This is a genomic window from Mesorhizobium sp. Pch-S (genome assembly GCF_004136315.1).
Taxonomy (GTDB): Bacteria; Pseudomonadota; Alphaproteobacteria; order Rhizobiales; family Rhizobiaceae; genus Mesorhizobium.
Genome location: NZ_CP029562.1, coordinates 4,923,908 through 4,944,964 on the forward strand (window position 1 = coordinate 4,923,908; position 21,057 = coordinate 4,944,964).

General features: G+C 63.5%; 24 protein-coding genes. 16 read left to right on the forward strand and 8 right to left on the reverse strand.

The genetic code is table 11. The annotated features are described in order from the left end of the window. Window positions 1-207 precede the first annotated feature (207 nt). The 7 genes from C1M53_RS23055 to C1M53_RS23085 all read left to right on the forward strand — a co-directional run bounded on the left by C1M53_RS23055 (window position 208) and on the right by C1M53_RS23085 (window position 7,503). Window positions 208-1,533 (forward strand): extracellular solute-binding protein, encoded by a 1,326-nt coding sequence (locus tag C1M53_RS23055; protein WP_129414360.1) that lies wholly within the window; start codon window positions 208-210, stop codon window positions 1,531-1,533. Window positions 1,534-1,709: 176 nt separating this feature from the next. Next, entirely contained in the window at window positions 1,710-2,657 is a 948-nt protein-coding gene (locus tag C1M53_RS23060; protein ID WP_129414361.1) for a sugar ABC transporter permease, read from the forward strand. Further along, window positions 2,654-3,595: a carbohydrate ABC transporter permease gene (locus C1M53_RS23065; RefSeq protein WP_129414362.1), complete on the forward strand. Its 942-nt coding sequence runs from the start codon at window positions 2,654-2,656 to the stop codon at window positions 3,593-3,595. The genes C1M53_RS23060 and C1M53_RS23065 overlap by 4 nt, the downstream gene beginning before the upstream one ends. Continuing rightward, window positions 3,592-3,780, forward strand: a complete 189-nt coding sequence (locus C1M53_RS23070; RefSeq protein ID WP_129414363.1) for a hypothetical protein — start codon at window positions 3,592-3,594, stop codon at window positions 3,778-3,780. Before C1M53_RS23065 ends, C1M53_RS23070 begins: the two co-directional genes overlap by 4 nt. Before the next feature lie 4 nt (window positions 3,781-3,784). Beyond that, window positions 3,785-4,882: an ABC transporter ATP-binding protein gene (locus tag C1M53_RS23075; RefSeq protein WP_129414364.1), complete on the forward strand. Its 1,098-nt coding sequence runs from the start codon at window positions 3,785-3,787 to the stop codon at window positions 4,880-4,882. Next, complete coding sequence (locus C1M53_RS23080; protein ID WP_129414365.1) at window positions 4,875-5,870, forward strand: ABC transporter ATP-binding protein; 996 nt, start codon at window positions 4,875-4,877, stop codon at window positions 5,868-5,870. Before C1M53_RS23075 ends, C1M53_RS23080 begins: the two co-directional genes overlap by 8 nt. Before the next feature lie 13 nt (window positions 5,871-5,883). Beyond that, the gene (locus C1M53_RS23085) at window positions 5,884-7,503 is read left to right on the forward strand and encodes a dihydroxyacetone kinase subunit DhaK (RefSeq protein WP_129414366.1); all 1,620 of its coding nucleotides are present in this window, start codon (window positions 5,884-5,886) and stop codon (window positions 7,501-7,503) included. Between the two features lie 46 nt (window positions 7,504-7,549). Here the strand turns inward: C1M53_RS23085 and C1M53_RS23090 are convergent, their stop codons facing one another. Continuing rightward, window positions 7,550-9,043 carry a PLP-dependent aminotransferase family protein gene (locus tag C1M53_RS23090; RefSeq protein ID WP_129414367.1) on the reverse strand — a complete coding sequence of 498 codons (1,494 nt, stop codon included), beginning with the start codon at window positions 9,041-9,043 and terminating at the stop codon, window positions 7,550-7,552. A 246-nt stretch (window positions 9,044-9,289) separates the two neighbouring features. Here C1M53_RS23090 and C1M53_RS23095 point away from each other — a divergent pair, with 246 nt between their 5' ends. Continuing rightward, window positions 9,290-9,508 (forward strand): hypothetical protein, encoded by a 219-nt coding sequence (locus C1M53_RS23095; protein WP_129414368.1) that lies wholly within the window; start codon window positions 9,290-9,292, stop codon window positions 9,506-9,508. Between the two features lie 54 nt (window positions 9,509-9,562). Here C1M53_RS23095 and araD1 read toward each other — a convergent pair whose 3' ends face one another. The 4 genes from araD1 to chvE form a co-directional block, all read right to left on the reverse strand. Further along, on the reverse strand, window positions 9,563-10,555 hold the full coding sequence (gene araD1, locus C1M53_RS23100) for an AraD1 family protein (protein WP_129414369.1): 993 nt from the start codon (window positions 10,553-10,555) through the stop codon (window positions 9,563-9,565). Window positions 10,556-10,719: 164 nt separating this feature from the next. Continuing rightward, window positions 10,720-11,979: a multiple monosaccharide ABC transporter permease gene (gene mmsB / locus C1M53_RS23105; RefSeq protein ID WP_129414370.1), complete on the reverse strand. Its 1,260-nt coding sequence runs from the start codon at window positions 11,977-11,979 to the stop codon at window positions 10,720-10,722. Continuing rightward, entirely contained in the window at window positions 11,976-13,514 is a 1,539-nt protein-coding gene (gene mmsA, locus C1M53_RS23110) for a multiple monosaccharide ABC transporter ATP-binding protein (protein ID WP_129414371.1), read from the reverse strand. The genes mmsB and mmsA overlap by 4 nt, the downstream gene beginning before the upstream one ends. Before the next feature lie 141 nt (window positions 13,515-13,655). Then, window positions 13,656-14,726, reverse strand: coding sequence for a multiple monosaccharide ABC transporter substrate-binding protein (gene chvE / locus C1M53_RS23115; protein ID WP_129414372.1), 1,071 nt, complete (start codon window positions 14,724-14,726; stop codon window positions 13,656-13,658). A gap of 262 nt (window positions 14,727-14,988) precedes the next feature. Between chvE and C1M53_RS23120 the strand changes: the two genes are divergently transcribed. From C1M53_RS23120 to C1M53_RS23130, 3 genes are all read left to right on the forward strand, one after another. Beyond that, window positions 14,989-15,954, forward strand: coding sequence for a LysR family transcriptional regulator (locus tag C1M53_RS23120; RefSeq protein ID WP_245488250.1), 966 nt, complete (start codon window positions 14,989-14,991; stop codon window positions 15,952-15,954). 73 nt (window positions 15,955-16,027) lie between these two features. After that, window positions 16,028-16,396, forward strand: a complete 369-nt coding sequence (locus C1M53_RS23125) for a hypothetical protein (RefSeq protein WP_129414373.1) — start codon at window positions 16,028-16,030, stop codon at window positions 16,394-16,396. Between the two features lie 77 nt (window positions 16,397-16,473). Further along, window positions 16,474-16,710, forward strand: a complete 237-nt coding sequence (locus tag C1M53_RS23130; protein ID WP_129414374.1) for a hypothetical protein — start codon at window positions 16,474-16,476, stop codon at window positions 16,708-16,710. Window positions 16,711-16,844: 134 nt separating this feature from the next. Here the strand turns inward: C1M53_RS23130 and C1M53_RS23135 are convergent, their stop codons facing one another. Next, on the reverse strand, window positions 16,845-17,189 hold the full coding sequence (locus C1M53_RS23135; RefSeq protein ID WP_129414375.1) for a hypothetical protein: 345 nt from the start codon (window positions 17,187-17,189) through the stop codon (window positions 16,845-16,847). Between the two features lie 182 nt (window positions 17,190-17,371). On the opposite strand from C1M53_RS23135, the gene C1M53_RS31760 reads away from it, so the two are divergent. Further along, window positions 17,372-17,539 carry a hypothetical protein gene (locus tag C1M53_RS31760; protein WP_165358216.1) on the forward strand — a complete coding sequence of 56 codons (168 nt, stop codon included), beginning with the start codon at window positions 17,372-17,374 and terminating at the stop codon, window positions 17,537-17,539. A gap of 113 nt (window positions 17,540-17,652) precedes the next feature. Here the strand turns inward: C1M53_RS31760 and C1M53_RS23140 are convergent, their stop codons facing one another. Together C1M53_RS23140 and C1M53_RS23145 are read right to left on the reverse strand one after the other, a co-directional pair. Further along, window positions 17,653-17,889: a hypothetical protein gene (locus C1M53_RS23140; protein ID WP_245488251.1), complete on the reverse strand. Its 237-nt coding sequence runs from the start codon at window positions 17,887-17,889 to the stop codon at window positions 17,653-17,655. 212 nt (window positions 17,890-18,101) lie between these two features. Next, a complete protein-coding gene (locus C1M53_RS23145; protein ID WP_129414377.1) occupies window positions 18,102-18,476 on the reverse strand; it encodes a hypothetical protein in 375 nt (124 codons plus the stop codon). A gap of 319 nt (window positions 18,477-18,795) precedes the next feature. Between C1M53_RS23145 and minC the strand changes: the two genes are divergently transcribed. The 4 genes from minC (at window position 18,796) to C1M53_RS31765 (ending at window position 21,035) form a co-directional block, all read left to right on the forward strand. Further along, window positions 18,796-19,554, forward strand: coding sequence for a septum site-determining protein MinC (gene minC / locus C1M53_RS23150; protein WP_129416323.1), 759 nt, complete (start codon window positions 18,796-18,798; stop codon window positions 19,552-19,554). Between the two features lie 29 nt (window positions 19,555-19,583). Further along, a complete protein-coding gene (gene minD / locus C1M53_RS23155) occupies window positions 19,584-20,399 on the forward strand; it encodes a septum site-determining protein MinD (RefSeq protein ID WP_129414378.1) in 816 nt (271 codons plus the stop codon). Then, on the forward strand, window positions 20,396-20,674 hold the full coding sequence (gene minE, locus C1M53_RS23160) for a cell division topological specificity factor MinE (protein WP_129414379.1): 279 nt from the start codon (window positions 20,396-20,398) through the stop codon (window positions 20,672-20,674). The genes minD and minE overlap by 4 nt, the downstream gene beginning before the upstream one ends. A gap of 184 nt (window positions 20,675-20,858) precedes the next feature. Then, on the forward strand, window positions 20,859-21,035 hold the full coding sequence (locus C1M53_RS31765) for a hypothetical protein (RefSeq protein WP_165358217.1): 177 nt from the start codon (window positions 20,859-20,861) through the stop codon (window positions 21,033-21,035). The last annotated feature ends 22 nt before the right edge of the window (window positions 21,036-21,057 follow it).

Genomic DNA, 21,057 nt, shown 5'->3' on the forward strand with positions numbered 1-21,057 from the left:
TGAAAAGCAAGAATTGAGGTGCGCACCTCAAAATTTGCTTGCTTTGAGGTGCGCACCTCAATTATGAGTCTCGCAGTGGCGGGCCGGGAGGATCGGCGTGGACCACAGCGGAGGAGTGAGGCCGGGAAGGTCGTTCCGCGTCAGGTGCCCTGAACAGGGTGTTTTCTTCCGATGGAGGTCGGAAGCAGGGGACGGGAGGCCCCAGCCATGAAATCTCGCTATGTCACATCATTGGCCGCCCTGGGTACGCTTCTGGCCGCCGGCATGAGCCAGGCGAATGCAAAGGACCTGACTTTGTGCTGGGCCGCCTGGGATCCGGCGAATGCGCTCGTCGAGCTCAGCAAGGACTTCGAGGCCAAGAGCGGCGTCAAGATGAAGTTCGAGTTCGTGCCCTGGCCGAACTTCGCCGACCGCATGCTCAACGAGCTGAACTCCGGCGGCAAGCTGTGCGACCTGATGATCGGCGACAGCCAGTGGATCGGCGGCGCCGCCGAGAACGGCCAATACGTCAAGCTCAACGATTTCTTCGACAAGGAAGGAATCAAGATGGACGACTTCATTCCGGCGACCGTCGTCGGCTATGCCGAGTGGCCGAAGAATTCGCCGAACTACTGGGCGCTGCCGGCCTTCGGTGACGTCGTCGGCTGGAGCTATCGCAAGGACTGGTTCGCCCGTCCCGAACTGCAGGCCGAGTTCAAGCAGAAATACGGCCACGACCTTGCCGTGCCGAAGACCTTCGCCGAACTCAAGGACATCGCCGAGTTCTTCCAGAAGCGCCAGATCGACGGCAAGACGGTCTATGGCGCAGCGATCTACACCGAGCGCGGCTCCGAAGGCATCACCATGGGGGTGATGGATGTGCTCTACTCGTTCGGCTTCCAGTATGAGAACCCGGCCAAGCCCTATGATCTGCAGGGCTATGTCAACTCCGCCAAGGCGGTGAAGGGTCTCGAATTCTACAAGCAGCTCTATGACTGCTGCACGCCGCCCGGCCATTCCGATGCCTACATGTCCGAGGACATCGACGCCTACAAGTCGGGCCAGGTCGCCCTGCACATGAACTTCGCCTTCACCTGGCCCGGCATCAATGCCGACGCCAATGTCGGCGGCGACAAATCGGGCTATTTCCCGAACCCGGCCGGTCCGGACGGCGTCGCTTTCGCCCAGCTCGGCGGCCAGGGCATTTCCGTGGTCTCGTCATCGGAAAAGAAGGACGATGCGCTCGCCTACATCAAGTGGTTTGCCCAGCCAGAGATCCAGCAGAAATGGTGGCAGATGGGCGGCTATTCGGCGCTGCGCAAGGTGGTCGAGGATCCAGGCTTCGCCACCAGCCAGCCTTATGCGCAGACCTTCCTGGACTCCATGGCCATCGTGAAGGATTTCTGGGCCGAGCCGTCCTACGCCTCGCTGCTGCAGGCGGCGCAGAAGCGCTTCCACGACTATGTCGTCGCCGGCCAGGGTTCCGCCCAGGATGCACTCGACGGTCTCGTCAAGGACTGGACGCAGGTCTTCGACGACGAAGGCAAGTACTGACCGCCGCTGGACGACCGGGCGCCCTTTCATATGCAAAGGGCGCTCCACCACCGTGACCCGGCGCATGGCCCTTTCGACGGTCCATGCCGATGTCCGGGGCCATGTCAGCTCTGGCCCGCCGCCACGCGGCGGGTCATGATGCGGCCATCCCGCAGTTGCCAAGCAGGGGAAGATCAATGTTGCAATTATCGGTCAATCGCGTCGCCGCGGCGACGCCGCGCGCCATAACCAGGCGTGTGCACGGCCTGTCCGACCGGGCGCTCGCCTGGCTGTTCGTCGCGCCGTCGATCGTGCTCTTGCTGGCGGTCAACATCTTTCCGTTGATCTGGACGATCCGGCTGAGCTTCACCAATTTCCGGGTCAATCGGCCCAATGCCGAGGTCGAGTTCATCGGCCTCAAGAACTACCTGAACATCCTGTCCGATCGCGACATCTGGCTGACCATGCAGGCGACGGCGCATTTCCTGATCTGGACGATCGTGCTGCAGGTGCTGATCGGCTTCACGCTTGCCTATCTGATCAACAAGAAGTTTCGCGGCAACGATCTCTGGACGACGATCATCGTGCTGCCGATGATGCTGAGCCCGGCGGTGGTCGGCAATTTCTGGACGTTCCTCTACCAGCCGCAGATCGGCCTGTTCAATTATGCAGTCGGCTTCCTGACCGGCGCCGACCCGTCTTCCTTCTCGATGATCGGCGACGTGTCGCTGGCGCCATGGGCGATCGTCATCGTCGACACCTGGATGTGGACGCCGTTCGTGATGCTGATCTGCCTCGCCGGCCTGCGCTCCATTCCGGCCAGCATCTACGAGGCCGCCGAATGCGACCGCGCCTCGAAATGGCGGCAGTTCTGGACCATCACCATCCCGCTGGTGCTGCCCTTCCTGATGCTGGCGGTGCTGTTCCGCGGCATTGAGAACTTCAAGATGTTCGACCTCGTCGTGCAGCTCACCGGCGGCGGACCGGGTTCGGTCACCGAGCTCACCTCGATCAACCTGAAGCGCGAAGCCTTCGAGAAGTGGCGTACCGGCTATGCCTCCGCCTATGCCGTCATCCTCTTCGTGACCGTCTTCGGCCTGGCCTCGATCTACGTCAAAGCCCTGAACAAGGTGAAACAGCGATGAGCAGCTATTCCGTCACCGAGCCGTCGCTGCGGCAGAAATGGTGCGCCGGGGTCCTGGTCGTGCTCTATGCGCTGATCACCATCCTGCCGCTGGTCTGGATCATCGCGACCAGCTTCAAGTCACCGTCCGACGCCATCGCCTATCCGCCCAAAACCTTCTTCACGCCGACGGTCGAGGGTTACGTCAACGTCTTCACCACCCGCACCCGCCTGACCGAAGAGCAGCTGCAGGCGGTCGGCGAACCGCAGACCTGGTACGACAGGCTGGTGCGCAAGGACGGCCGCGTCATTTCCGGGCCGTCGCGCTTTGCCGAACGCTTCACCAATTCAGTGATCATCGGCTTCGGCTCGACCGTGCTGTGCATCGTGCTGGGCACGGCCGCGGCCTATGCCTTCTCGCGCTTCAAGGTGCCGCTGAAGGACGATCTTTTGTTCTTCATCCTCTCGACGCGCATGATGCCGCCGATCGCGGTCGCCATTCCGATCTTCCTGATGTTCCGCGCGCTCGGTCTCAGCGACACCCATGCCGGCATGATCCTGCTCTACACGGCGGTCAACCTGTCGCTCTCGGTCTGGCTGCTCAAGGGCTTCATCGACGAGATCCCGATCGAATACGAGGAGGCGGCGCTGATCGACGGCTACACGCGCTTCCAGGCCTTCTGGAAGGTCGTGCTGCCGCAGGCCGCCACCGGCATCGCGTCGACCGCGATCTTCTGCCTGATCTTTGCCTGGAACGAATACGCCTTTGCGGTGCTGCTGACTTCCGGCAACGCGCAGACCGCGCCGCCCTTCATCCCGACCATCATCGGCGTCAGCGGCCAGGACTGGCCGGCCGTGGCTGCCGGCGCGACCCTGTTCCTGGTGCCGGTCATGGTCTTCACCATTCTCCTGCGCAAGCACCTGCTGCGCGGCATCACCTTCGGAGCCGTCCGCAAATGAGCAGCTTTTTCGACGGATTGTTCCATCTCAGGCGAGGGGCCTGGGAGATGCTGGCATCGGTGCTGATCGCCGCCGGTGTCGTCATGCTCATGCAGCCCTTCGTGCTGGCGCTTTATTCATGGTCCTTCATCGTCACCCTCGTCGGCACGGTGATGTTCATCATCGTCAGCCATTTCCCGGAGTAGGCCGATGGCGCAGATCAGAATCCAGAACGTGCGCAAGGAGTTCGGCCCCTTCACGGCCGTGCGCTCCTCGTCCTTCACCATCGAGGACGGCGAATTCTTCATGCTGCTCGGCCCCTCCGGCTGCGGCAAGACGACGACGCTGCGCATGATGGCGGGCCTCGAGTTGCCGACCTCGGGCGAGATCTTCATCGACGGCGAGGAAGTCGGCATGAAGCGGGCGAGCCAGCGCGACATCGCCTTCGTGTTCCAGATGTTCGCGCTCTACCCGCACATGAATGTTCGCCGGAACATCTCCTATCCGCTGGTCAGCCAGGGCATGAAACGCGAGGAGGTCAGGACGCGCGTCGCCGAGGTCGCCCGTATCCTCAGGATCGAGCACATCCTCGACAAGCCGGTCGGGGGGCTTTCCGGTGGCGACCGCCAGCGCGTGGCGCTCGGCCGCGCCATCGTGCGGCGGCCGAAAGCCTTCTTCATGGACGAGCCGCTCGGCGCCCTCGACGCCGAGTTCCGCGAGCACATGGCGGAAGAACTGCGTGCGCTGCACGACCGCATGGGCGCCACCACCGTCTATGTCACGCATGACCAGCTGGAAGCCATGCAGATGGGTGACAAGATCGTCGTCATGAACCATGGCGTCGTCGAGCAGTTCGGCCGGCCGCAGCAGATCTACGACTGGCCGGCGACAAAATTCGTCGCCCAGTTCATCGGCTCGCCATCGATGAACTTCCTCGATTTCGAGGGCATGATCGGTATCAACGGCGACGGCGTCGATCTTGGCGGTGTCAGGATCAAGGTGCCGGCGGCGCGCGAGGGTCGCGCCGGCCGTCTCACCCTGGGCGTGCGGCCCGAACATGTCGCCTTCCGCGACGATGCTCCCTACCGTGGTCGCGTCAGCGCCGTCGAATATCTCGGCACCACCCAGATCGTGACGCTCGCCACCGCGCATGGCGAGCTGAAGGCACGCATCTCGTCCGCTCAGGCGGTGCGCGAGGACGAGCTGGTCGGGCTGGAGTTCGACCCGCGCACGCTGTCGCTGTTCGACGCCGAAAGCGGCAAGGCGCTGCTGTCGCAGGCCAATGAAGGGGTGCTCGGTCATGGCTGATGTCGTGCTTGAGAACGTGACGAAGCGCTTCGGCGACACGGTCGCGCTCGACAATGTCTCGCTGACGGTTCCCGACGGCGCCTTCGTCGTGCTGCTCGGGCCGACCGGCGCCGGCAAGACGACGACGCTGCGCATGGTCTCCGGCCTCGACAAGCCCGACCGCGGCGAGGTCTATCTCGGCGGCCAGCCGACGAAGGGGCTGTCGCCGGCCGAGCGCAACGTTGCCATGGTGTTCCAGCAATATTCGCTCTACCCGCATCTGACGGTTCGCCAGAACCTGGAATTCCCGCTGAAATCGCCGCTGCTGCGGACGCCGCGGGATGTCATCGACGCCAAGGTGAAGGAGGTCGCCGAGGTCCTGCAGATCGCCCACAAGCTGGACAACAAGGCGACCGCGCTGTCCGGTGGCGAGATGCAGCGTGTCTCCATCGGCCGCGCGCTGGTGCGCAACCCCGAGATCTTCCTGATGGACGAGCCGCTGAGTTCGCTCGACGCCAAGCTGCGGGCAGACCTGCGCATCGAGCTGAAGCGCATCCAGGCGAAGCTCGGCGCCACTCTGCTCTACGTCACCCACGACCAGATCGAGGCGATGACCATGGCGACCCATGTCGGCGTGCTCAACGAAGGCAGGCTGGTGCAGTTCGGCTCGCCGCGCGAGGTCTATGAACAGCCGGTCAGCGTCTATGCCGCGACCCGGCTTGGACAGCCGCGCATCAACGTGCTGCCGGCAGACCTGTTTGCCGGCGCACCGGCTGGCGCCAAGAGCATCGGCCTGCGCCCCGAGCACATCGTGCAGGGCAACGGCGAGGAGGCGCTGGTCAAGCGGGTCGAGCATCTCGGCGACCAGACGCGCCTGCACCTGACCCTGAAGAGACACGACCTCGTCACCGTGACCGACGCGCACACGCCGCTCAAGGGCGGTGAGACCATCCGTATCCAACCCTCCCGGCCGCTCTATTTCGACGCCGCCGGCATGCGCCTCATCTAGGGAGAGCAGTTTCATGGCCCAGTTCATCAACAAGCGCGAAGACGTCGTCACCGAGGCGATCGACGGCGTGCTCGCACTCTCCGGCGGCGCGCTGACCCGTCTCGACGGCTATCCGCACATCCGTGTCGTGCTGCGCAGCGACTGGGACAAGTCCAGGGTGGCGATCGTCTCGGGTGGCGGCTCCGGCCATGAACCGGCCCATGTCGGCTTCGTCGGCAAGGGCATGCTGACAGCTGCGGTCTGCGGCGACGTCTTTGCCTCCCCCAGCGTCGATGCGGTGCTGGCCGGCATTCTCGCCGTCACCGGCCCGGCCGGTTGCCTGCTTATCGTCAAGAACTACACCGGCGACCGGCTGAACTTCGGCCTCGCCGCCGAGCGCGCGCGCGCCTTCGGCCTCAACGTTTCCATGGTGATCGTCGGCGATGACATCGCGCTACCCGAGCTGCCGCAGGCGCGCGGCGTCGCCGGTACGCTGTTCGTGCACAAGATCGCCGGCGCGCTCGCTGAGCGCGGCGCCGATCTCGAGGCGGTGACCACGGCTGCCAGACACGTCATCGCCGGCACGCGCTCCATCGGCATGTCGCTCGACACCTGCCGCGTGCCGGGTTCGCCGAAGGAAGACCGCATTCCCGAAGGCAAGGCCGAACTGGGGCTCGGCATCCATGGCGAGGCCGGCGTCGAGCAGATCGATTTCGCCGGTGCCAAAGCCTCGGTCGCCACCATGGTCGAACGGCTCGCCGCGGTGATGGGCGAGGGGCAGCATGTGGCCCTGATCAACAATCTTGGCGGCACCTCGGTACTGGAGATGTCAGTGCTCGCGCATGACCTGCTTGGCTCATCGGTCGGCGCAAGGATCAGCCACACCGTCGGCCCGGCACCGCTGATGACCTCGCTCGACATGCAGGGTTTTTCGATCTCGGTCTTTGCTGCCAATGCCGCTGAATTGGCCCTGCTGAAGACCCCTGTGCCGATCGCCGCATGGCCGGGCGTCTCCGAGGTTCGCCCGATTGTCGTCGCTGCCTTGCCGGATGGGCTGACGCCGATCATGCCGATGCCGTCCAACCATGCGGCGACGCGGGCATTCCTGATCAACTGCTGCAACGTGCTGATCGCCGCCGAGCAGGACCTCAACGCCCTCGACGCCAAATCCGGCGACGGCGACACCGGTTCGACCTTGGCTGGGGCTGCGCGCGCGCTGATCAACGCCATCGACCGCCTGCCGCTGTCCGACCACACGCAGCTGCTGCGCGCCATCGGCCTGGAACTCAGCCAGACGATGGGCGGTTCCTCCGGCGTGCTGCTCGCCATCTTCTTCGCCGCCGCCGGCGACGGTGCATCGAGCGGCCTGCCGATCCGCGAGGCGCTGCGGGCAGGGCTGGCGCGCATGCAGGAGATCGGCGGCGCCCATGTCGGCGACCGCACCATGGTCGACGCGCTGGCGCCAGCGCTCGAAGCGCTCGGCAAGGGCATGGCCGATGCGGCGCAGGCGGCACGACAGGGTGCGGACTTCACCGCCACGCTGACACGCGCCAAGGCCGGCCGCGCCGCCTACATCAACGCCCGACAGCTCGAAGGCCATGTCGACCCGGGTGCCGAGGCGGTGGCGCGGTTGTTCGAGCATCTGGCTGCTTAGCAGAGCCTGATTTTCGCTGCCGGGCGCTCGGTTCCGGGGCGCGGATCTAGCGCGAGCCTTTGCGTTTCAGACCGTCAAGCGCATGGCCCAGCCGCGCCACGCCCACATCGATCTCGGCATCCGTCAGCGCAGAGAAGCCGAGCAGCAGACCCTGGCGCGGGCTCTTCCCGATGCACATGGGAGAAATGGGCAGAACGGTAACGCCGGCGCGGCGGGCGGCACCGGCGAAGGCGACATCGTCAATTCCTTCGGGCAGGTGCGCGATCATGTGGACGCCCTGGTGGGGCGTATTCACCGTGAACCGAGCCGCCGGTCGATCGCCGAGCGCCGACACCAGGCTGTTGCGGGAAGTCCGGTAGGCCTCACGCAATCGTCTCAGATGGCTCGAGAAATGCCCTTCGCGCAGGAAGTCGGCCACCACGAGCTGCTGGAACGGCGCCGGAAAACGATCGAGCAGGATGCGCATCCTGCGGAAGGCCGGCACCACCCTGTCGGGAACGACGAGGTAGCCGAGGCGCAGTCCCGGCAGCAGTGCCTTGCTGAAGGTGCCGATGTAGATGACTGTCTGATGGTCGTCGATGCCCTGGAGTGCGGCGAGCGGCCGTTCGTCGTAGCGGAACTCGCTGTCGTAGTCGTCCTCCAGGATCCAGCTGCCGTTTGCGGCTGCCCAGTCGACGAGCGCCAGCCGGCGGGCCATCGAGAGCACCGCGCCTGTCGGATACTGGTTCGACGGGGTGACATAGACTGCCTGGACGGCGTCGCCGTGCTCGGCCAGGCTGTCGACGCGAATGCCATCCCCGTCCACCGGAACGGCGACCTGCCGGGTACCGTGCGCGGCCAGGGCCAGCCGTGCCGGTGGATAGCCGGGATCCTCCATGGCCACCTGGTCTCCGGGATCGGTCAGCGTGCGAATGGCGAGATCGATGGCCTGCTGGGAACCGGCGGTGATGAAGATGCGCTCGGGCGAGCAACGCAGGCCGCGCGCCGCGGCGAGATAGGACGACACCGTTTCCCTGAGAAGCAGTTCCCCCTGCGGGTCCCGGTAGTGGTCCGAGAGGATGCCGACATGGCGGTACGCCAGCCGCTTCAGGATGGAGCGCGTCTTTGCATCGGGGGCGGAACGGCCGGTGACGAACGGTACCTGTGGCGGGGGCTCCAGCACCGCCGATTGAATGGAAGCAAGTGCTGCGCGCGAAAGGCGCGGCGAAACGGCGGCGCGTTGCGTCTGCGCGTGTACGGCCGTGACCGATCGCTCGGGAACATCCTTGGCGACATAGGTGCCCGATCCGGCGCGACCGGAGGCGTAGCCTTCGTTGAGCAGTGTTTCGTAGGCTTCGACGACGCTGCCGCGCGACACGGCCCAGAGCTTCGTCGCAGCGCGTGTCGAAGGCAGCCGCGCCGCCGCCGGTATCTGGCCGGAAACGATGGCCTGGCGCAACTGAAGGTAAAGCTGCCGGCTGATCGGCATGGTGGACTGGCGCTCTAGGGCGACGTGCACCAGATGGGCAGGACCTTCATGCCGGCGTGAACTTCTTTCCACTCAAAACTCCCGAAGGCGGTCTGGGTCGATGCGCTGAAGTGGACCTTCAGTTTCGTCAGAATTTGGAGGAACAATGAACCACTTTTGAGAGGATGAATGCAAGATGCGTCGTGATATGCCGGCTGTCCGAAGCGCCTTGACCGCTGTTTTGGCCACTGCCTGCCAGGCGATGCAAGCGACGCCTGTTCATGTTATGGTGGGGGCTTCGCAGCTGCATGCCGCATGCGCGGCGTCAGGAGGCCTGACATGACAGCTCTCCCACTGCTTGCAAGACTGCCGGGCGCCGTTGCGCTGGCATTCGCGGTTCTGGCCCGCAGGTGGACATCGATCGATCTCCTGCCTCCCGAAGGCGCTATCTGCTCGGATCGTCTCGAGCGGGAAATGAGCGAGAGGATGCAATGGTCGAGACCGGTCTGGCTTGCGCCGATGGTCGACAACAGACCTGACTGGCATCCGCTGGACTGAGGCCCGACGCGCAAAATCAGAAGATGCGCTGTGAGCGGCTCTGCGGGGGCTTCGCTAAAGCGCCTTCACCACCACCGTCTCGGGCTGCTCGATCTCGAGCGGGTTGCGCAGCGGCAGGCCGAATTCCGGCGCTTCGATTTCGAAGACGTCGCCGCCTTCGGTGCGGATGCCGTCGGCGAAGGACAGCGTCGCCGTGCCGAACATATGCACGTGAACGTCGCCTGGCCGGCGAAACAGCGCATATTTGAAATGGTGGTGTTCGAGATTGGCGATCGAATGCGACATGTTGGTTTCGCCCGACAGGAACGGTTTCTGCCACAGCTCCTTGCCGTCGCGCAGGATGCGCGAGGTGCCACGGATGTCTGCAGGCAGGTCGCCGATCAGGATCTCCGGGCCGAAGGAGGCGTTCCTGAGTTTCGAATGGGCGAGGTAGAGATAGTTGACCCGTTCGGTGACGTGGTCGGAAAACTCGTTCGACAGCGCAAAGCCGACGCGGAACGGCTGGCGATCGTCGCCGATCACGTAGATGCCGGCGATCTCCGGTTCCTCGCCGGCGTCTTCGGCGAAGGCCGGTGAGAGCAGGGCGGCACCAGGTGCCACCGCCATGGTGCCGTTACCCTTGTAGAACCATTCCGGCTGGACGCCCGCCTGTCCCGCAGTCGGCTTGCCGGCGTCGAGGCCCATGCGGAACATCTTCATGGAATCGGTCAGCTGTTCCTCGCCCTCGGCATTCAGCTTCTTGTGCATGGCGTCGCGCGTTGCCGCGGAACCGAGATGGGTGAGGCCGGTGCCCGTGAGATGCAGATGTGCCGGGTCGGGATGGTTGATCGGGGACAGCAGCCGGCCCTTGCGGTAGAGCGTCTCGAGGTCGACCGTGTCGGCAAGGCCCTTCTTCTCGATCAGCGCCTCCAGCCCGGTGCCAGTGCGTGCCGCTTCAGTCGCTAGCGAATAGACGCTGCGGGCGCCGGTGACGACGCGGGCCTTGCCGCCATTGCGCGCAACCACACGAATGGCGTCGCTGTCGTCGAGGAACTGGGAGATCAGCATGATGGCCTCTTTCCGCCGTCAATCCGGCAAAGTCCTTCCTGCGCGGCCCGGCTGGCGGTCCACGTTCAAATGGTTCGTTCGGATGTTGCCCGCGGGGCTTCACTGCCCCGGATATGCCCGGTCTCCCGGCTTGCGAGCTGTCCTGGCCCCTTGCTTCCGGGGTGTCAGGCCTTCTTCTTGTTGTAGAGATCGAAGGCGACAGCGCCGAGCAGCACCAGGCCCTTGATGACCTGCTGCCAGTCGATGTTGATGCCCATGATACCCATGCCGTTGTTCATCACGCCCATGATGAAGGCGCCGATCACCGCGCCGGCGACTTCGCCGACGCCACCCATTGCGGAAGCGCCGCCCACGAACACCGCCGCGATCACGTCGAGCTCCATGCCGGCACCCGCCTTCGGTGTCGCCTGGTTGAGGCGTGCGGCATAGATCAGGCCGGCCAGTGCAGCCAGCATACCCATGATGACGAAGACATAGAAGGTGAGCCGTTCGGTCTTGATACCGGAAAGGGCGGCCGCCTTGATGTTGCCGCCCATGGCGAAGATGCGGCGGCCGAAGGTCATGCGCTTGGTTATGAACACGAACAGAGCCGTCAGGATACCCATCACGATCAGCACATTAGGCAGGCCCCGGTAGGAGGCGAACTTGTACATCAGGAACATGATGATGACGGCCATGATGGCATTCTTGATCGCAAACAGGCCGAAGGGCTCGGTTTCGTGGCCGTGGCTTTCCTGCGCGCGCCGTGCCCGCGTTGCCGCGTAGAACATGCCCAGCACGATCAGCACGCCGATCAGCATGGTGGTCGAATGCAACGCGATGCCGGTGTTCGGGATCGCTGTGCCAGAGGCATTGAGCGCCGGCTCCACGATGGTCCAGCGGCCGATGATGTCCGGAATGAAGCCGGCCGACAGCATCTGGAACTCGGTCGGGAAGGGGCCGACGGAGCGGCCGCCGAGCAAAGCGAGCAGCAGACCCTTGAACACCAGCATGCCGGCCAGCGTCACGATGAAGGAGGGGATCTTCATATAGGCGATGAAGTAGCCCTGTGCCCCGCCGATGACGGCGCCGACCGCGATGCAGGCGATCGCAGCAAGCAGCGGATTCCAGCCGTAGTCCACCATCAGCACGGCCGCGACCGCGCCGACGAAGCCGGCGACGGAACCGACCGAGAGGTCGATATGGCCGGCGACGATGACCAGCAGCATGCCGAGCGCCATCACGATGATGTAGGAGTTCTGCAGCACCACATTGGTCAGGTTGACCGGCAGGAACAGAATGCCGTTCGTCATCACCTGGAAGAACACCATGATGACGATCAGGGCCAGCACCAGCCCGTATTCGCGCAGGTTCTCCTTCAGCGCGTCACGCATGGATTGCCTGGCGGGAGCCGTTTCGGTGGGCGTCGCGGTTTCGGTGGTCATGATGCCGCTTTCTCCTCCCCGCGGACGATCGCCCGCATGATCTTTTCCTGGCTGGCCTCGTGCCCGGCGAGTTCGCCGACGATGCGGCCCTCGTTCAGTACGTAGATGCGGTCGCAGATGCCGAGCAGTTCGGGCATCTCCGACGAAATCACCAGTATGCCTTTGCCCTCATCGGCCAGCTTGTTGATGATGGTGTAGATTTCGTATTTGGCGCCGACATCGATGCCGCGTGTCGGCTCGTCGAGGATCAGCACATCGGGATTGGAGAACAGCCATTTCGACAGCACCACTTTCTGCTGGTTGCCGCCAGAAAGGTTGCCGGTGACCTGGTAGACGCTGGAGGAGCGGATGTTGGTGCGCTTGCGGAAATCCTTGGCCACCTTCAATTCGCGCATGTCGTCGATGACACCGGCCTTCGAGGACACGCCCGGCAGATTGGCGACCGTCACATTGTGCTTGATGTGGTCGATCAGGTTGAGGCCGTAGGTCTTGCGGTCCTCCGTGGCGTAGGCGAGGCCGGCGGCCACCGCCTTCTCCACCGTCGTGGTGTCGGCCGGCTTGCCATGCAGCAGCACTTCGCCGCTGACCTTGGTGCCGTAGCTGCGGCCGAACACGCTCATGGCGAACTCGGTTCGCCCGGCGCCCATCAGGCCGGCGATGCCGACGACCTCACACTTGCGCACCGAAAGGTTGATGCCCTTGATGATCTGGCGCTCGGGGTGCAGCGGATGGTGGACCACCCAGTCCTTCACCTCGAAGATGGTTTCGCCGATCTTCGGCGTGCGCGTCGGATAGCGGTCTTCCATGGTGCGGCCGACCATCGAGGTGATGATGCGGTCTTCGCTGACGTCGTCGCGGTCCATCGTCTCGATGGTGCGGCCGTCGCGGATGACGGTGACGCGGTCGGCCACCTTCTTCACTTCATTGAGCTTGTGCGAGATCAGGATCGACGTCATGCCCTGGCGCTTGAATTCCAGCAGCAGGTCGAGCAGTGCATGGCTGTCCTTTTCCGAAAGGCTGGCGGTCGGCTCGTCCAGGATCAGCAGCCTGACCTCTTTCGACAGCGCCTTGGCGATCTCCACCAGCTGCTGCTTGCCGACGCCGATATTGGTGATCAGCGTATCGGGATTTTCGGCAAGACCGACGCGCGCCAGCAGTTCCTTGGCGCGGCTGCGCGCCGCGTGCCAGTCGATGATGCCAAATTTCGCCTGTTCGTTGCCGAGGAAGATGTTCTCGGTGATCGACAGCAGTGGTACCAGCGCGAGTTCCTGGTGGATGATGACGATGCCAACGCGCTCGCTGTCATGGATGCCGCCGAAACGGCATTCCTGGCCGTCGAAATGGATTTCGCCCTCATAGCTGCCATGCGGATAGACGCCGGAAAGCACCTTCATCAGCGTCGATTTGCCGGCGCCATTCTCGCCGACGATGGCGTGAATCTCGCCTTCCTCGACGCTCAGATTGACGTCCTGCAGGGCCTTCACCCCGGGGAACGTCTTGGTGATGCCGCGCATCTCCAGAATGGTTTTTGCCATTGCCAAACCCGACGCCTGTGGAGCCCGCCCGCGAAAGGCTGGGTTCCCATGATACAGAACGGCCCAAGAGGCTAAAAGGGGCTGTTGAAAGCTGCGAAAGGGGCTCCGCGCCGGTGTTGCCAGCGCGGAGCCCGAGCTTGGTTATTTCAGGTCTTCAGCCTTGATGTAGCCGGACTTGACCAGCAGCTCTTCGTAGTTCGACTTGTCGACCTCGACCGGCTTCAGCAGCACCGACGGAACCACCTTGACGCCGTTGTTGTAGGTCTTGGTGTCGTTGATCTGCGAAGGTTCCTTGCCCTGCATCACCTGGTCGACCACCTCGGCGGTCACCTTGGCGAGTTCGCGGGTGTCCTTGTAGACGGTGGAGTACTGTTCGCCGGCGATCATCGCCTTCACCGAAGGCACTTCGGCGTCCTGGCCAGAGATGATCGGCCACGGCTGGTCGCCGGTGCCATAACCGACGCCGCGCAGCGAGGAGATGATGCCGCGCGACAGGCCGTCATAAGGCGCCAGCACCGCATCGACGCGGCTGCCGTCCGAGTAGTTGGCCGACAGGATGTTGTCCATGCGTGCCTGCGCGACCGCTGCATCCCAGCGCAGCGTGCCGACCTTTTCCATGCCCATCTGGCCCGACTTCACGACGAGGTCACCCTTGTCGATGAGCGGCTTCAGCACCGACATGGCGCCGTCATAGAAGAAGAAGGCGTTGTTGTCGTCCGGCGAGCCGCCGAACAGTTCGATGTTGAACGGGCCCTTCTTCTCCGGATAGCCGAGGCCCTTGAGGATCGAATTGGCCTGCAGCACGCCAACCTGGAAGTTGTCGAAGGTGGTGTAGTAGTCGACGTTCGGGCTCTGCTTGATCAGGCGATCATAGGCGATGACCTTGACGTTCTGCTCGGCTGCCTTCTTGAGCACGTCGGAGAGCGTGGTGCCGTCGATCGAGGCGACGATCAGCGCCTTCGGTCCCTTGGTCACCATGTTCTCGATCTGCGCGAGCTGGTTCGGGATGTCGTCTTCCGCATATTGCAGATCGGTCTTGTAGCCCTTGGCTTCCAAAGCCTTGACCAATTCGTTGCCGTCGCTGATCCAGCGCAGCGAGGACTTGGTGGGCATGGCGATGCCGACGAGGCCCTTGTCTTCGGCGTGCGCGCCGAAGGTCATGGCTGCGAAACCGATCGCCACCGTGGCGATCAACGTTTTCATGAGCTTCACTGTCTCTCTCCCTAAGTTGAAGATGCCGCGCCGGAAATCCGGCGCTCGCGCAATACCGCCAGATGGCGGCCCGTCGATCCCTGCTAACCTCCCAGTCGCCCCGCTGCCGCCTCTGGCCGTTCTTTCGACGCCGGCTAAGTCTGCCGCAGCGAGCGCGCGAAGGGTGGTTCCCTTGGACATAACTGTCAAATTCGATCTTCGCTGTTTGATATATCGAAAATGGTATATGTGTTCCGATATTAGGCAGTGAGTGAGGTGGCAGGTGGATAGCCAGCGGGACGGCGTCGGTCGCGGAGATGGCGTGGCGCTGCTGCACAGCGGGCTCAGCCTGCGTCACATGCGCATGATCGTGGCGCTCGACGATCATGGCCGGGTCAGCGCCGCGGCCCAGGTGATGAACATCTCGCAACCGGCCGCCTCGCGCATGATCGCCGAGATGGAGGCCATTCTCGATGTGACGCTGTGCGAGCGGCTGCCGCGTGGCATCGCCATGACACCCTACGGCAAGGCCTTGGCCCGGCGCGCCCGCATCATCCTGATCGAAATGCGCGAGGCCGATCGCGAGATCGCCGAACTGAAGGCGGGCAAGGGCGGTTCGGTGTTCCTCGGCGCGGTGACGGCGCCCGCGATCGAACTGGCGGTGCCTGCCATCCGCGAGATCCGCCGGCTCTACCCGCGCATCGAGATCACCATGCAGGTCGAGACCAGCAATGTGCTGGCGCGCGAACTGATCGCCATGCGTCACGATTTCATCATCGCGCGCGTGCCGGACGACCTCAATCCGCGCCTGTTCGAAAGCCGCGTCATCGGCATCGAAAAGGCCTGCCTGATCGTGCGGCGCGGCCACCCGCTGATGGTCAACAGGACGGTTCGGCTCGAGGAGACCGCCGGCTACGACTGGGTGTTCCAGTCGGGCTCATCGCCACTGCGCCAGGTGATGGAGGCGAACTTCCTCAACCGTAACATCACCTTGCCCGAGCGGATCTTCAACACCAGTTCGCTGCTGCTCACCCTGGTGATGGTGGCGCAGTCGGATGCGATCGCACCCGTCTCGGTGCAGGTGGCGAAGTTCATCCAGGGGCCGGAAGGGCTCGGCGGCGCCATCGACGTCGTGCCGACGGATTTCGACATCGAAGTCAGGCCCTATTCGCTGATCACCATGAAGCAGCGCGTGCTCTCGCCCGCCGCCAAGATGCTCTACGACTTCATCCTGCGCGAGGTGAGCTAAGGCGAACGCTGTTGGCGACCGGATCTGGCTGCTTGCCTTGCCTGTTGAGCCGCGATGCCGTAGCGATGCCCGGATGATGGAAACGCAGCACGGCACAAGGGCGCTGGCGCAGAGGCTTCTCTGTGTCCTTCTCGTGCTGTTTTTCTGGCAGTACGGACAGCCTGCTGCCGCGGTCGTCGCCGCCGACGGCCTGCCACGGATCTCGGTTGCTCAGCCGGACCTGAAGCTCGGCCTGCCCAACAAGCCGTCATTGGCGCTGGAGAGCGCGCGCTCGATCCGTGCGAAGTTCCATGCATCGGCCTTCGATGCGATCCTGCGCGGCCCGGATGCACTGGAAGCGCCCGCGCTGTCTTCCCGTGTCGAGCAATTGCCCTCGCGCGACATCGGCGGGCAGAAACCCGAGCGCCCGCAGGCTCGCGACCCACCGGCGGCGGTAGCTTAAGCCCCCAGGGGCATCCTCACATTTCCGATTTTCATGCGCGCTGCTCTTGGGCAGCTGCGCTAGCACGGGCATTTCGAATGAACCGTATCCTCACCCCGTATTCGCTGTTCGGCGTTGCGGCCGCGACGCTGCTGTTGTCAGCCAAACTCCTCATCTCGGTGGGCGTCATCCATTGGGTGGTCGCAGCCTTGCTGGACCTGCCGCTTCTGCCTCAGCTCGTCCTGGCCGGCATCCTGGCCGTTCCGACACTGGTCCTGATCTGGAGGATCGTCTGGCTCTGCTATGAAGCCGAGACCAGCCCTGAGAACAATTGAAGCAACCTCCGCCCCGGCTTGCCGGGGCGGGTTTTGCACCAAAGCATTTTTGTAGCCAGGTGGAACCGCTTGGCGTTACAAAAATGCAGCAAAAACAAAAACCTAAAGCGTTTCCGTGAAAAGACGGAAGCGCTCTAAAGGCCCCAGGGATGTTTCGGCGCGGGGTCGCCAAGCGGATCGTGCAGGTCGTCCACATCCGGAAAGAGCTCCTTGAGCCCCATCCGGCTCATCGCGGCCGACGACTTCGCCTCGAGCTGGGCGGCATTCCCTTTGGCCCACTCGACGAGGCGAGCGATTTCCGGTTCGTCCTGGATTGTCGACGATACCCAATCAGCCCATTGGCGGATTCGGGCTGCTCGCTCAAAGTCCGAGAGGCAGGCATTCAGAAGATTGAGCCGATGCTCTTCGCGTTCCTTGCGTCGAAGGGCAAGAAACCTGCGTCGCTGCAGTCCGGCTTGTTCGATCGTCGGGGTTTCCATCGCATGCTCCTGCTCGTTGCAGGCTCCAGTTCAGCAGCGTGGCAGGCCAAACGGCCACCCGTTTCCTGCTCGGATTCTCGAACCTTTGCGGACCTCTCATCAGCCAAAAGTTGCCATGAAACGGGTGGGGCGCTCGGTGGACTCTTGCGATTGTTGCCTCCAGTCAACCGTGGAGGCAACAAATGGTACCGTTTCTTCTGGCGATCAACAGCCATGCCGCTGCCCGCGGCGAGGGGCTGCATACCGAATTCAGCAAGCACTACGCGTTGCTGCTGCGTGCGGCACAGGTGCGGAGCGAAACGCAACGGTTCGTCAGATCGCCGAAGCCGGCACTGCGCCAGGGCACCTGACGCTGTCGTCGCAATCTGCTCGCTGTCGCTTGCCAGTCGTTCGGGAAGGCCTCCTGGTGATGAGGACACCGGCCATCGCCTCGCAACCGATCAGAAGGGCTTTCCGTCAGATCCTAAGTCTGGGAGGTTTCTTCCGCGGTGCGCTTCAGGTGCTGCTGGCGTGCGTAGCCGGATGACACGGCCAGGCGGGTGAGATGCAGCTCATGCTCCTGCAGTTTGTTTGCAATCAGCAGGGCGACAACGGCGGAGCGCGCATCGCCGTCCGAAGCCGCGATAAGCGCATCTGCCGCCTTGTCGATTTCCAGGCGTGCATCATCGTTCCGTACTTCTGCCGGCTCGGCCATGGTCATGTTCCAATCCGAACAATTCCAGCAAAACCGTGCAGCGGTTTGCGTCCGGAATTGCATTGAAATCCGAGCAATTCCAGCAAAAGTGTGCTGCGGTTTTGCGGCCGGAATTGCGTTGAAATCCGAGCAATTACAGCAAAAGTGTACAGCGGTTTTGCGTCCGGAATTGCGTTGAAAAAGAGCGTTTTCGTGTTTTTGAGAAAGACGGAAACGCCTCAGGCGGCTTTGCGTGTGAGCAAGTCGATTTCGCTGTTGGCTGCAACGGGTAGCGCGCTGGCTGGCGTGTTGATCTCGACGACCGTCATTTCGAAGATGCGCGAGACCTCAAAAAAGGAACGGCCCTTGCTCAAGGCAAGGATCGCGGCTTCTTCCGCGCCGATCCAGATGTTGGCATTCCTCGCATCCTCATCCGTATAGTCAGGGTCGTCGTCATGGCAGCCACGCTCGTCCCAGTCCTCCAGCAGGGAATGTCCTGCCAGTCCATCCAGCGGATGTATCTTTTCGCTAATGAAGACGGCTTCCGCTGCTTTCGACGCGTTCCGGAGTTCTTCCTTCGTCGCGCCATCCATCCTGATCGTGAGAGTCCACATTCCAGCCTCCTACGGCTTCTAGAACAACAGTGAACAAAAAGAGAACAAAAATGTCAAGCGGAGTCTTGGAGGCGGCGGAAGTGCGCTTCTTCGGCGGGGATGGCGTCTTGTTTCGAGTTGCACGCGTTGCCGTCGGGCAGCCTGAAAGTGCGCGACGCGTCATGGCTGGCTAAAGCTGCTCCGCTGCCGCGCTTTCGCCTGTTGCCCGACGACGAGCCGGCTATTGGGTTTGACCACGTCAAACCGCGTTCGCGCGTAGCGCGTTAACCTTTTGTTAACCATTTCGCTCCTACACCTTGGGAACCGAAAATTAACCAAGATCACCATCGTGTTAACCAAACCCCGGCCCATCCGCCTCAAGGGGCGCTCCTTCCTTGCCCTGTCGCTTGCCCCGGAACTGCCGTTCGAGGACTGGCTTGCCGGGCTCGATGATCTCGCCGCCCGTTCCGCCGGTTTCTTCCTGCGGCGTCCGGTGGTGCTCGACATCTCCGGCCTCGACATCAAGAAGGCGGAACTGCGCACGCTGGTCGACGAACTGAGCCAGCGCAATGTCCGGGTCATGGGCCTTGAAGGCGCACGGCATTCGCTGCTCGGCCCGGACATGCCGCCGGCCATGAACGACGGCCGCCCGGCCTCGGATTTCGATGCGGCGACCGAAGACGAATCAGCCGAGGCCGGCGAATCGGTCGAGGCGCAGGCAGCGCCGGCCATGGAAACGATCGCTGTTGCAGGCCCATCGGTTCAGGTCACCGGCTCGCTGGTCGTCACCGAACCGGTTCGCTCCGGCCAGTCCATCTTCTTTCCCGAAGGCGATGTCACCATCATCGGTTCGGTCGCATCGGGCGCGGAAGTCGTCGCCGGCGGCTCGATCCACGTCTACGGCACGCTGCGGGGGCGTGCGCTCGCCGGCACCACCGGCAACGGTTCGGCGCGCATCTTCTGCCGCAAGCTGGAGGCGGAAATGATGGCGATCGACGGCTTCTACCTCACGGCGGAGGACATGGAGCCGGATCTGCGGGGGCGGGCAGTGCAGGTGTGGCTGGAAGGCCATGCGCTCAAAACTGGTATTCTAGGCTGACCCGACGAAGGTCCATAAAGGAGAGGTCAATGGGCAAGGTTATCGTGGTGACATCGGGCAAGGGCGGCGTGGGCAAGACCACGTCCTCGGCCGCGCTGGGCGCCGCTCTGGCGCAGAACGGCGACAAGGTCGTCGTCGTCGATTTCGACGTCGGCCTGCGCAATCTCGATCTCGTCATGGGCGCGGAACGCCGCGTCGTCTACGACCTCGTCAACGTCATCCAGGGCGAAGCGAAGCTGACCCAGGCGCTGATCCGCGACAAGCGCGTGGAGACACTCTACCTGCTGCCGGCCTCACAGACGCGCGACAAGGACAATCTTACGCCGGAGGGCGTCGAGAAGGTGATCGCGTCCTTGAAAAAAGCCTTCGACTGGGTCATCTGCGACAGCCCGGCCGGCATCGAACGCGGCGCTACCCTTGCCATGCGCCATGCCGACATCGCCATCGTCGTCACCAATCCGGAAGTCTCCTCGGTACGCGATTCCGACCGCATCATCGGCCTGCTCGATTCCAAGACGCTCAAAGCCGAAAGCGGCGAGCGCATGGAGAAGCATCTTCTGCTGACCCGCTACGATTCCAACCGCGCCGAGCGCGGCGACATGCTCAAAGTGGACGACGTTCTGGAGATCCTGTCGATCCCGCTGCTCGGCATCATTCCCGAAAGCATGGATGTCCTGCGTGCCTCCAACCTCGGTTCGCCGGTCACGCTGGCCGACGAGAACAGCGCGCCGTCGCGGGCCTATTTCGACGCGGTGCGCAGGCTGCGCGGCGAAGCCTTGCCGGTCACCATCCCGGGCGAGAAGCGGGGCTTCTTCGGCAAGCTCTTCGGGAGGAAGGCGGCATGAACCTGTTCCGGTTTTTCTCCAAGACGCAGTCGGCGCCGGCGGCGCGCGAGCGCCTGCAGGTGCTGCTTGCCCATGAGCGTGCCAGCGCCGGCGGCGCGGACCTCGTCGCCAAGCTCAAGGACGAGATCCTGCGCGTCATCTCCAGGCACATGCAGATCGACCAGGACAAGGTGAGCGTGAAGATGGAACGCGGCGAGCAGGTCTCAACGCTGGCCGTCGACGTCGAGATCCCGTTCAGCGCGGTCAAGGCGGCGGGCAGGAAGAAGGCAGCCTGACTCGGGCGTTTCCGTCTTTCGCGGAACGCAAGGCGCACGTCAGAGAGATCGCGGCGGACATCAGCCTGCCTCGGTACGCATTTCAGGGGATGGGGGTCAGAAAACGTCGGCGCGGTAGTGACCGGTGCAACGGCAGCCGTTGCTGCGGTGCCGCGCCGAATACCATCAGCAAAGGAGCTAGACCATGACCCGCATTTCACTTCTGGAACGGCTGAAGGAACTCCAGCAGATGCCGCGCTACCAGGGCCGCGACATCACCACGATCAGCGCCGTGCTGTCGAACCAGGCGCTGGCCAAGCACATCGAGGTCTGCGAGCAGGGCGCCGGTCTCGCACCGCGTCCGCAGGGCCAGGCCGCATAAATCAGACCGCTCGGACGGTATT

Bases quoted from the DNA above. Each gene is read 5' to 3' on its own strand.
- C1M53_RS23055 (WP_129414360.1), top strand. From the start codon at position 208: ATGAAATCTCGCTATGTCACATCATTGGCCGCCCTGGGTACGCTTCTG.
- C1M53_RS23060 (WP_129414361.1), top strand. From the start codon at position 1,710: ATGTTGCAATTATCGGTCAATCGCGTCGCCGCGGCGACGCCGCGCGCC.
- C1M53_RS23065 (WP_129414362.1), top strand. From the start codon at position 2,654: ATGAGCAGCTATTCCGTCACCGAGCCGTCGCTGCGGCAGAAATGGTGC.
- C1M53_RS23070 (WP_129414363.1), top strand. From the start codon at position 3,592: ATGAGCAGCTTTTTCGACGGATTGTTCCATCTCAGGCGAGGGGCCTGG.
- C1M53_RS23075 (WP_129414364.1), top strand. From the start codon at position 3,785: ATGGCGCAGATCAGAATCCAGAACGTGCGCAAGGAGTTCGGCCCCTTC.
- C1M53_RS23080 (WP_129414365.1), top strand. From the start codon at position 4,875: ATGGCTGATGTCGTGCTTGAGAACGTGACGAAGCGCTTCGGCGACACG.
- C1M53_RS23085 (WP_129414366.1), top strand. From the start codon at position 5,884: ATGGCCCAGTTCATCAACAAGCGCGAAGACGTCGTCACCGAGGCGATC.
- C1M53_RS23095 (WP_129414368.1), top strand. From the start codon at position 9,290: ATGACAGCTCTCCCACTGCTTGCAAGACTGCCGGGCGCCGTTGCGCTG.
- araD1 (WP_129414369.1), bottom strand. From the start codon at position 10,555: ATGCTGATCTCCCAGTTCCTCGACGACAGCGACGCCATTCGTGTGGTT.
- mmsB (WP_129414370.1), bottom strand. From the start codon at position 11,979: ATGACCACCGAAACCGCGACGCCCACCGAAACGGCTCCCGCCAGGCAA.
- mmsA (WP_129414371.1), bottom strand. From the start codon at position 13,514: ATGGCAAAAACCATTCTGGAGATGCGCGGCATCACCAAGACGTTCCCC.
- C1M53_RS23125 (WP_129414373.1), top strand. From the start codon at position 16,028: ATGATGGAAACGCAGCACGGCACAAGGGCGCTGGCGCAGAGGCTTCTC.
- C1M53_RS23130 (WP_129414374.1), top strand. From the start codon at position 16,474: ATGAACCGTATCCTCACCCCGTATTCGCTGTTCGGCGTTGCGGCCGCG.
- C1M53_RS23135 (WP_129414375.1), bottom strand. From the start codon at position 17,189: ATGGAAACCCCGACGATCGAACAAGCCGGACTGCAGCGACGCAGGTTT.
- C1M53_RS31760 (WP_165358216.1), top strand. From the start codon at position 17,372: ATGGTACCGTTTCTTCTGGCGATCAACAGCCATGCCGCTGCCCGCGGC.
- C1M53_RS23140 (WP_245488251.1), bottom strand. From the start codon at position 17,889: ATGACCATGGCCGAGCCGGCAGAAGTACGGAACGATGATGCACGCCTG.
- C1M53_RS23145 (WP_129414377.1), bottom strand. From the start codon at position 18,476: ATGTGGACTCTCACGATCAGGATGGATGGCGCGACGAAGGAAGAACTC.
- minD (WP_129414378.1), top strand. From the start codon at position 19,584: ATGGGCAAGGTTATCGTGGTGACATCGGGCAAGGGCGGCGTGGGCAAG.
- minE (WP_129414379.1), top strand. From the start codon at position 20,396: ATGAACCTGTTCCGGTTTTTCTCCAAGACGCAGTCGGCGCCGGCGGCG.
- C1M53_RS31765 (WP_165358217.1), top strand. From the start codon at position 20,859: ATGACCCGCATTTCACTTCTGGAACGGCTGAAGGAACTCCAGCAGATG.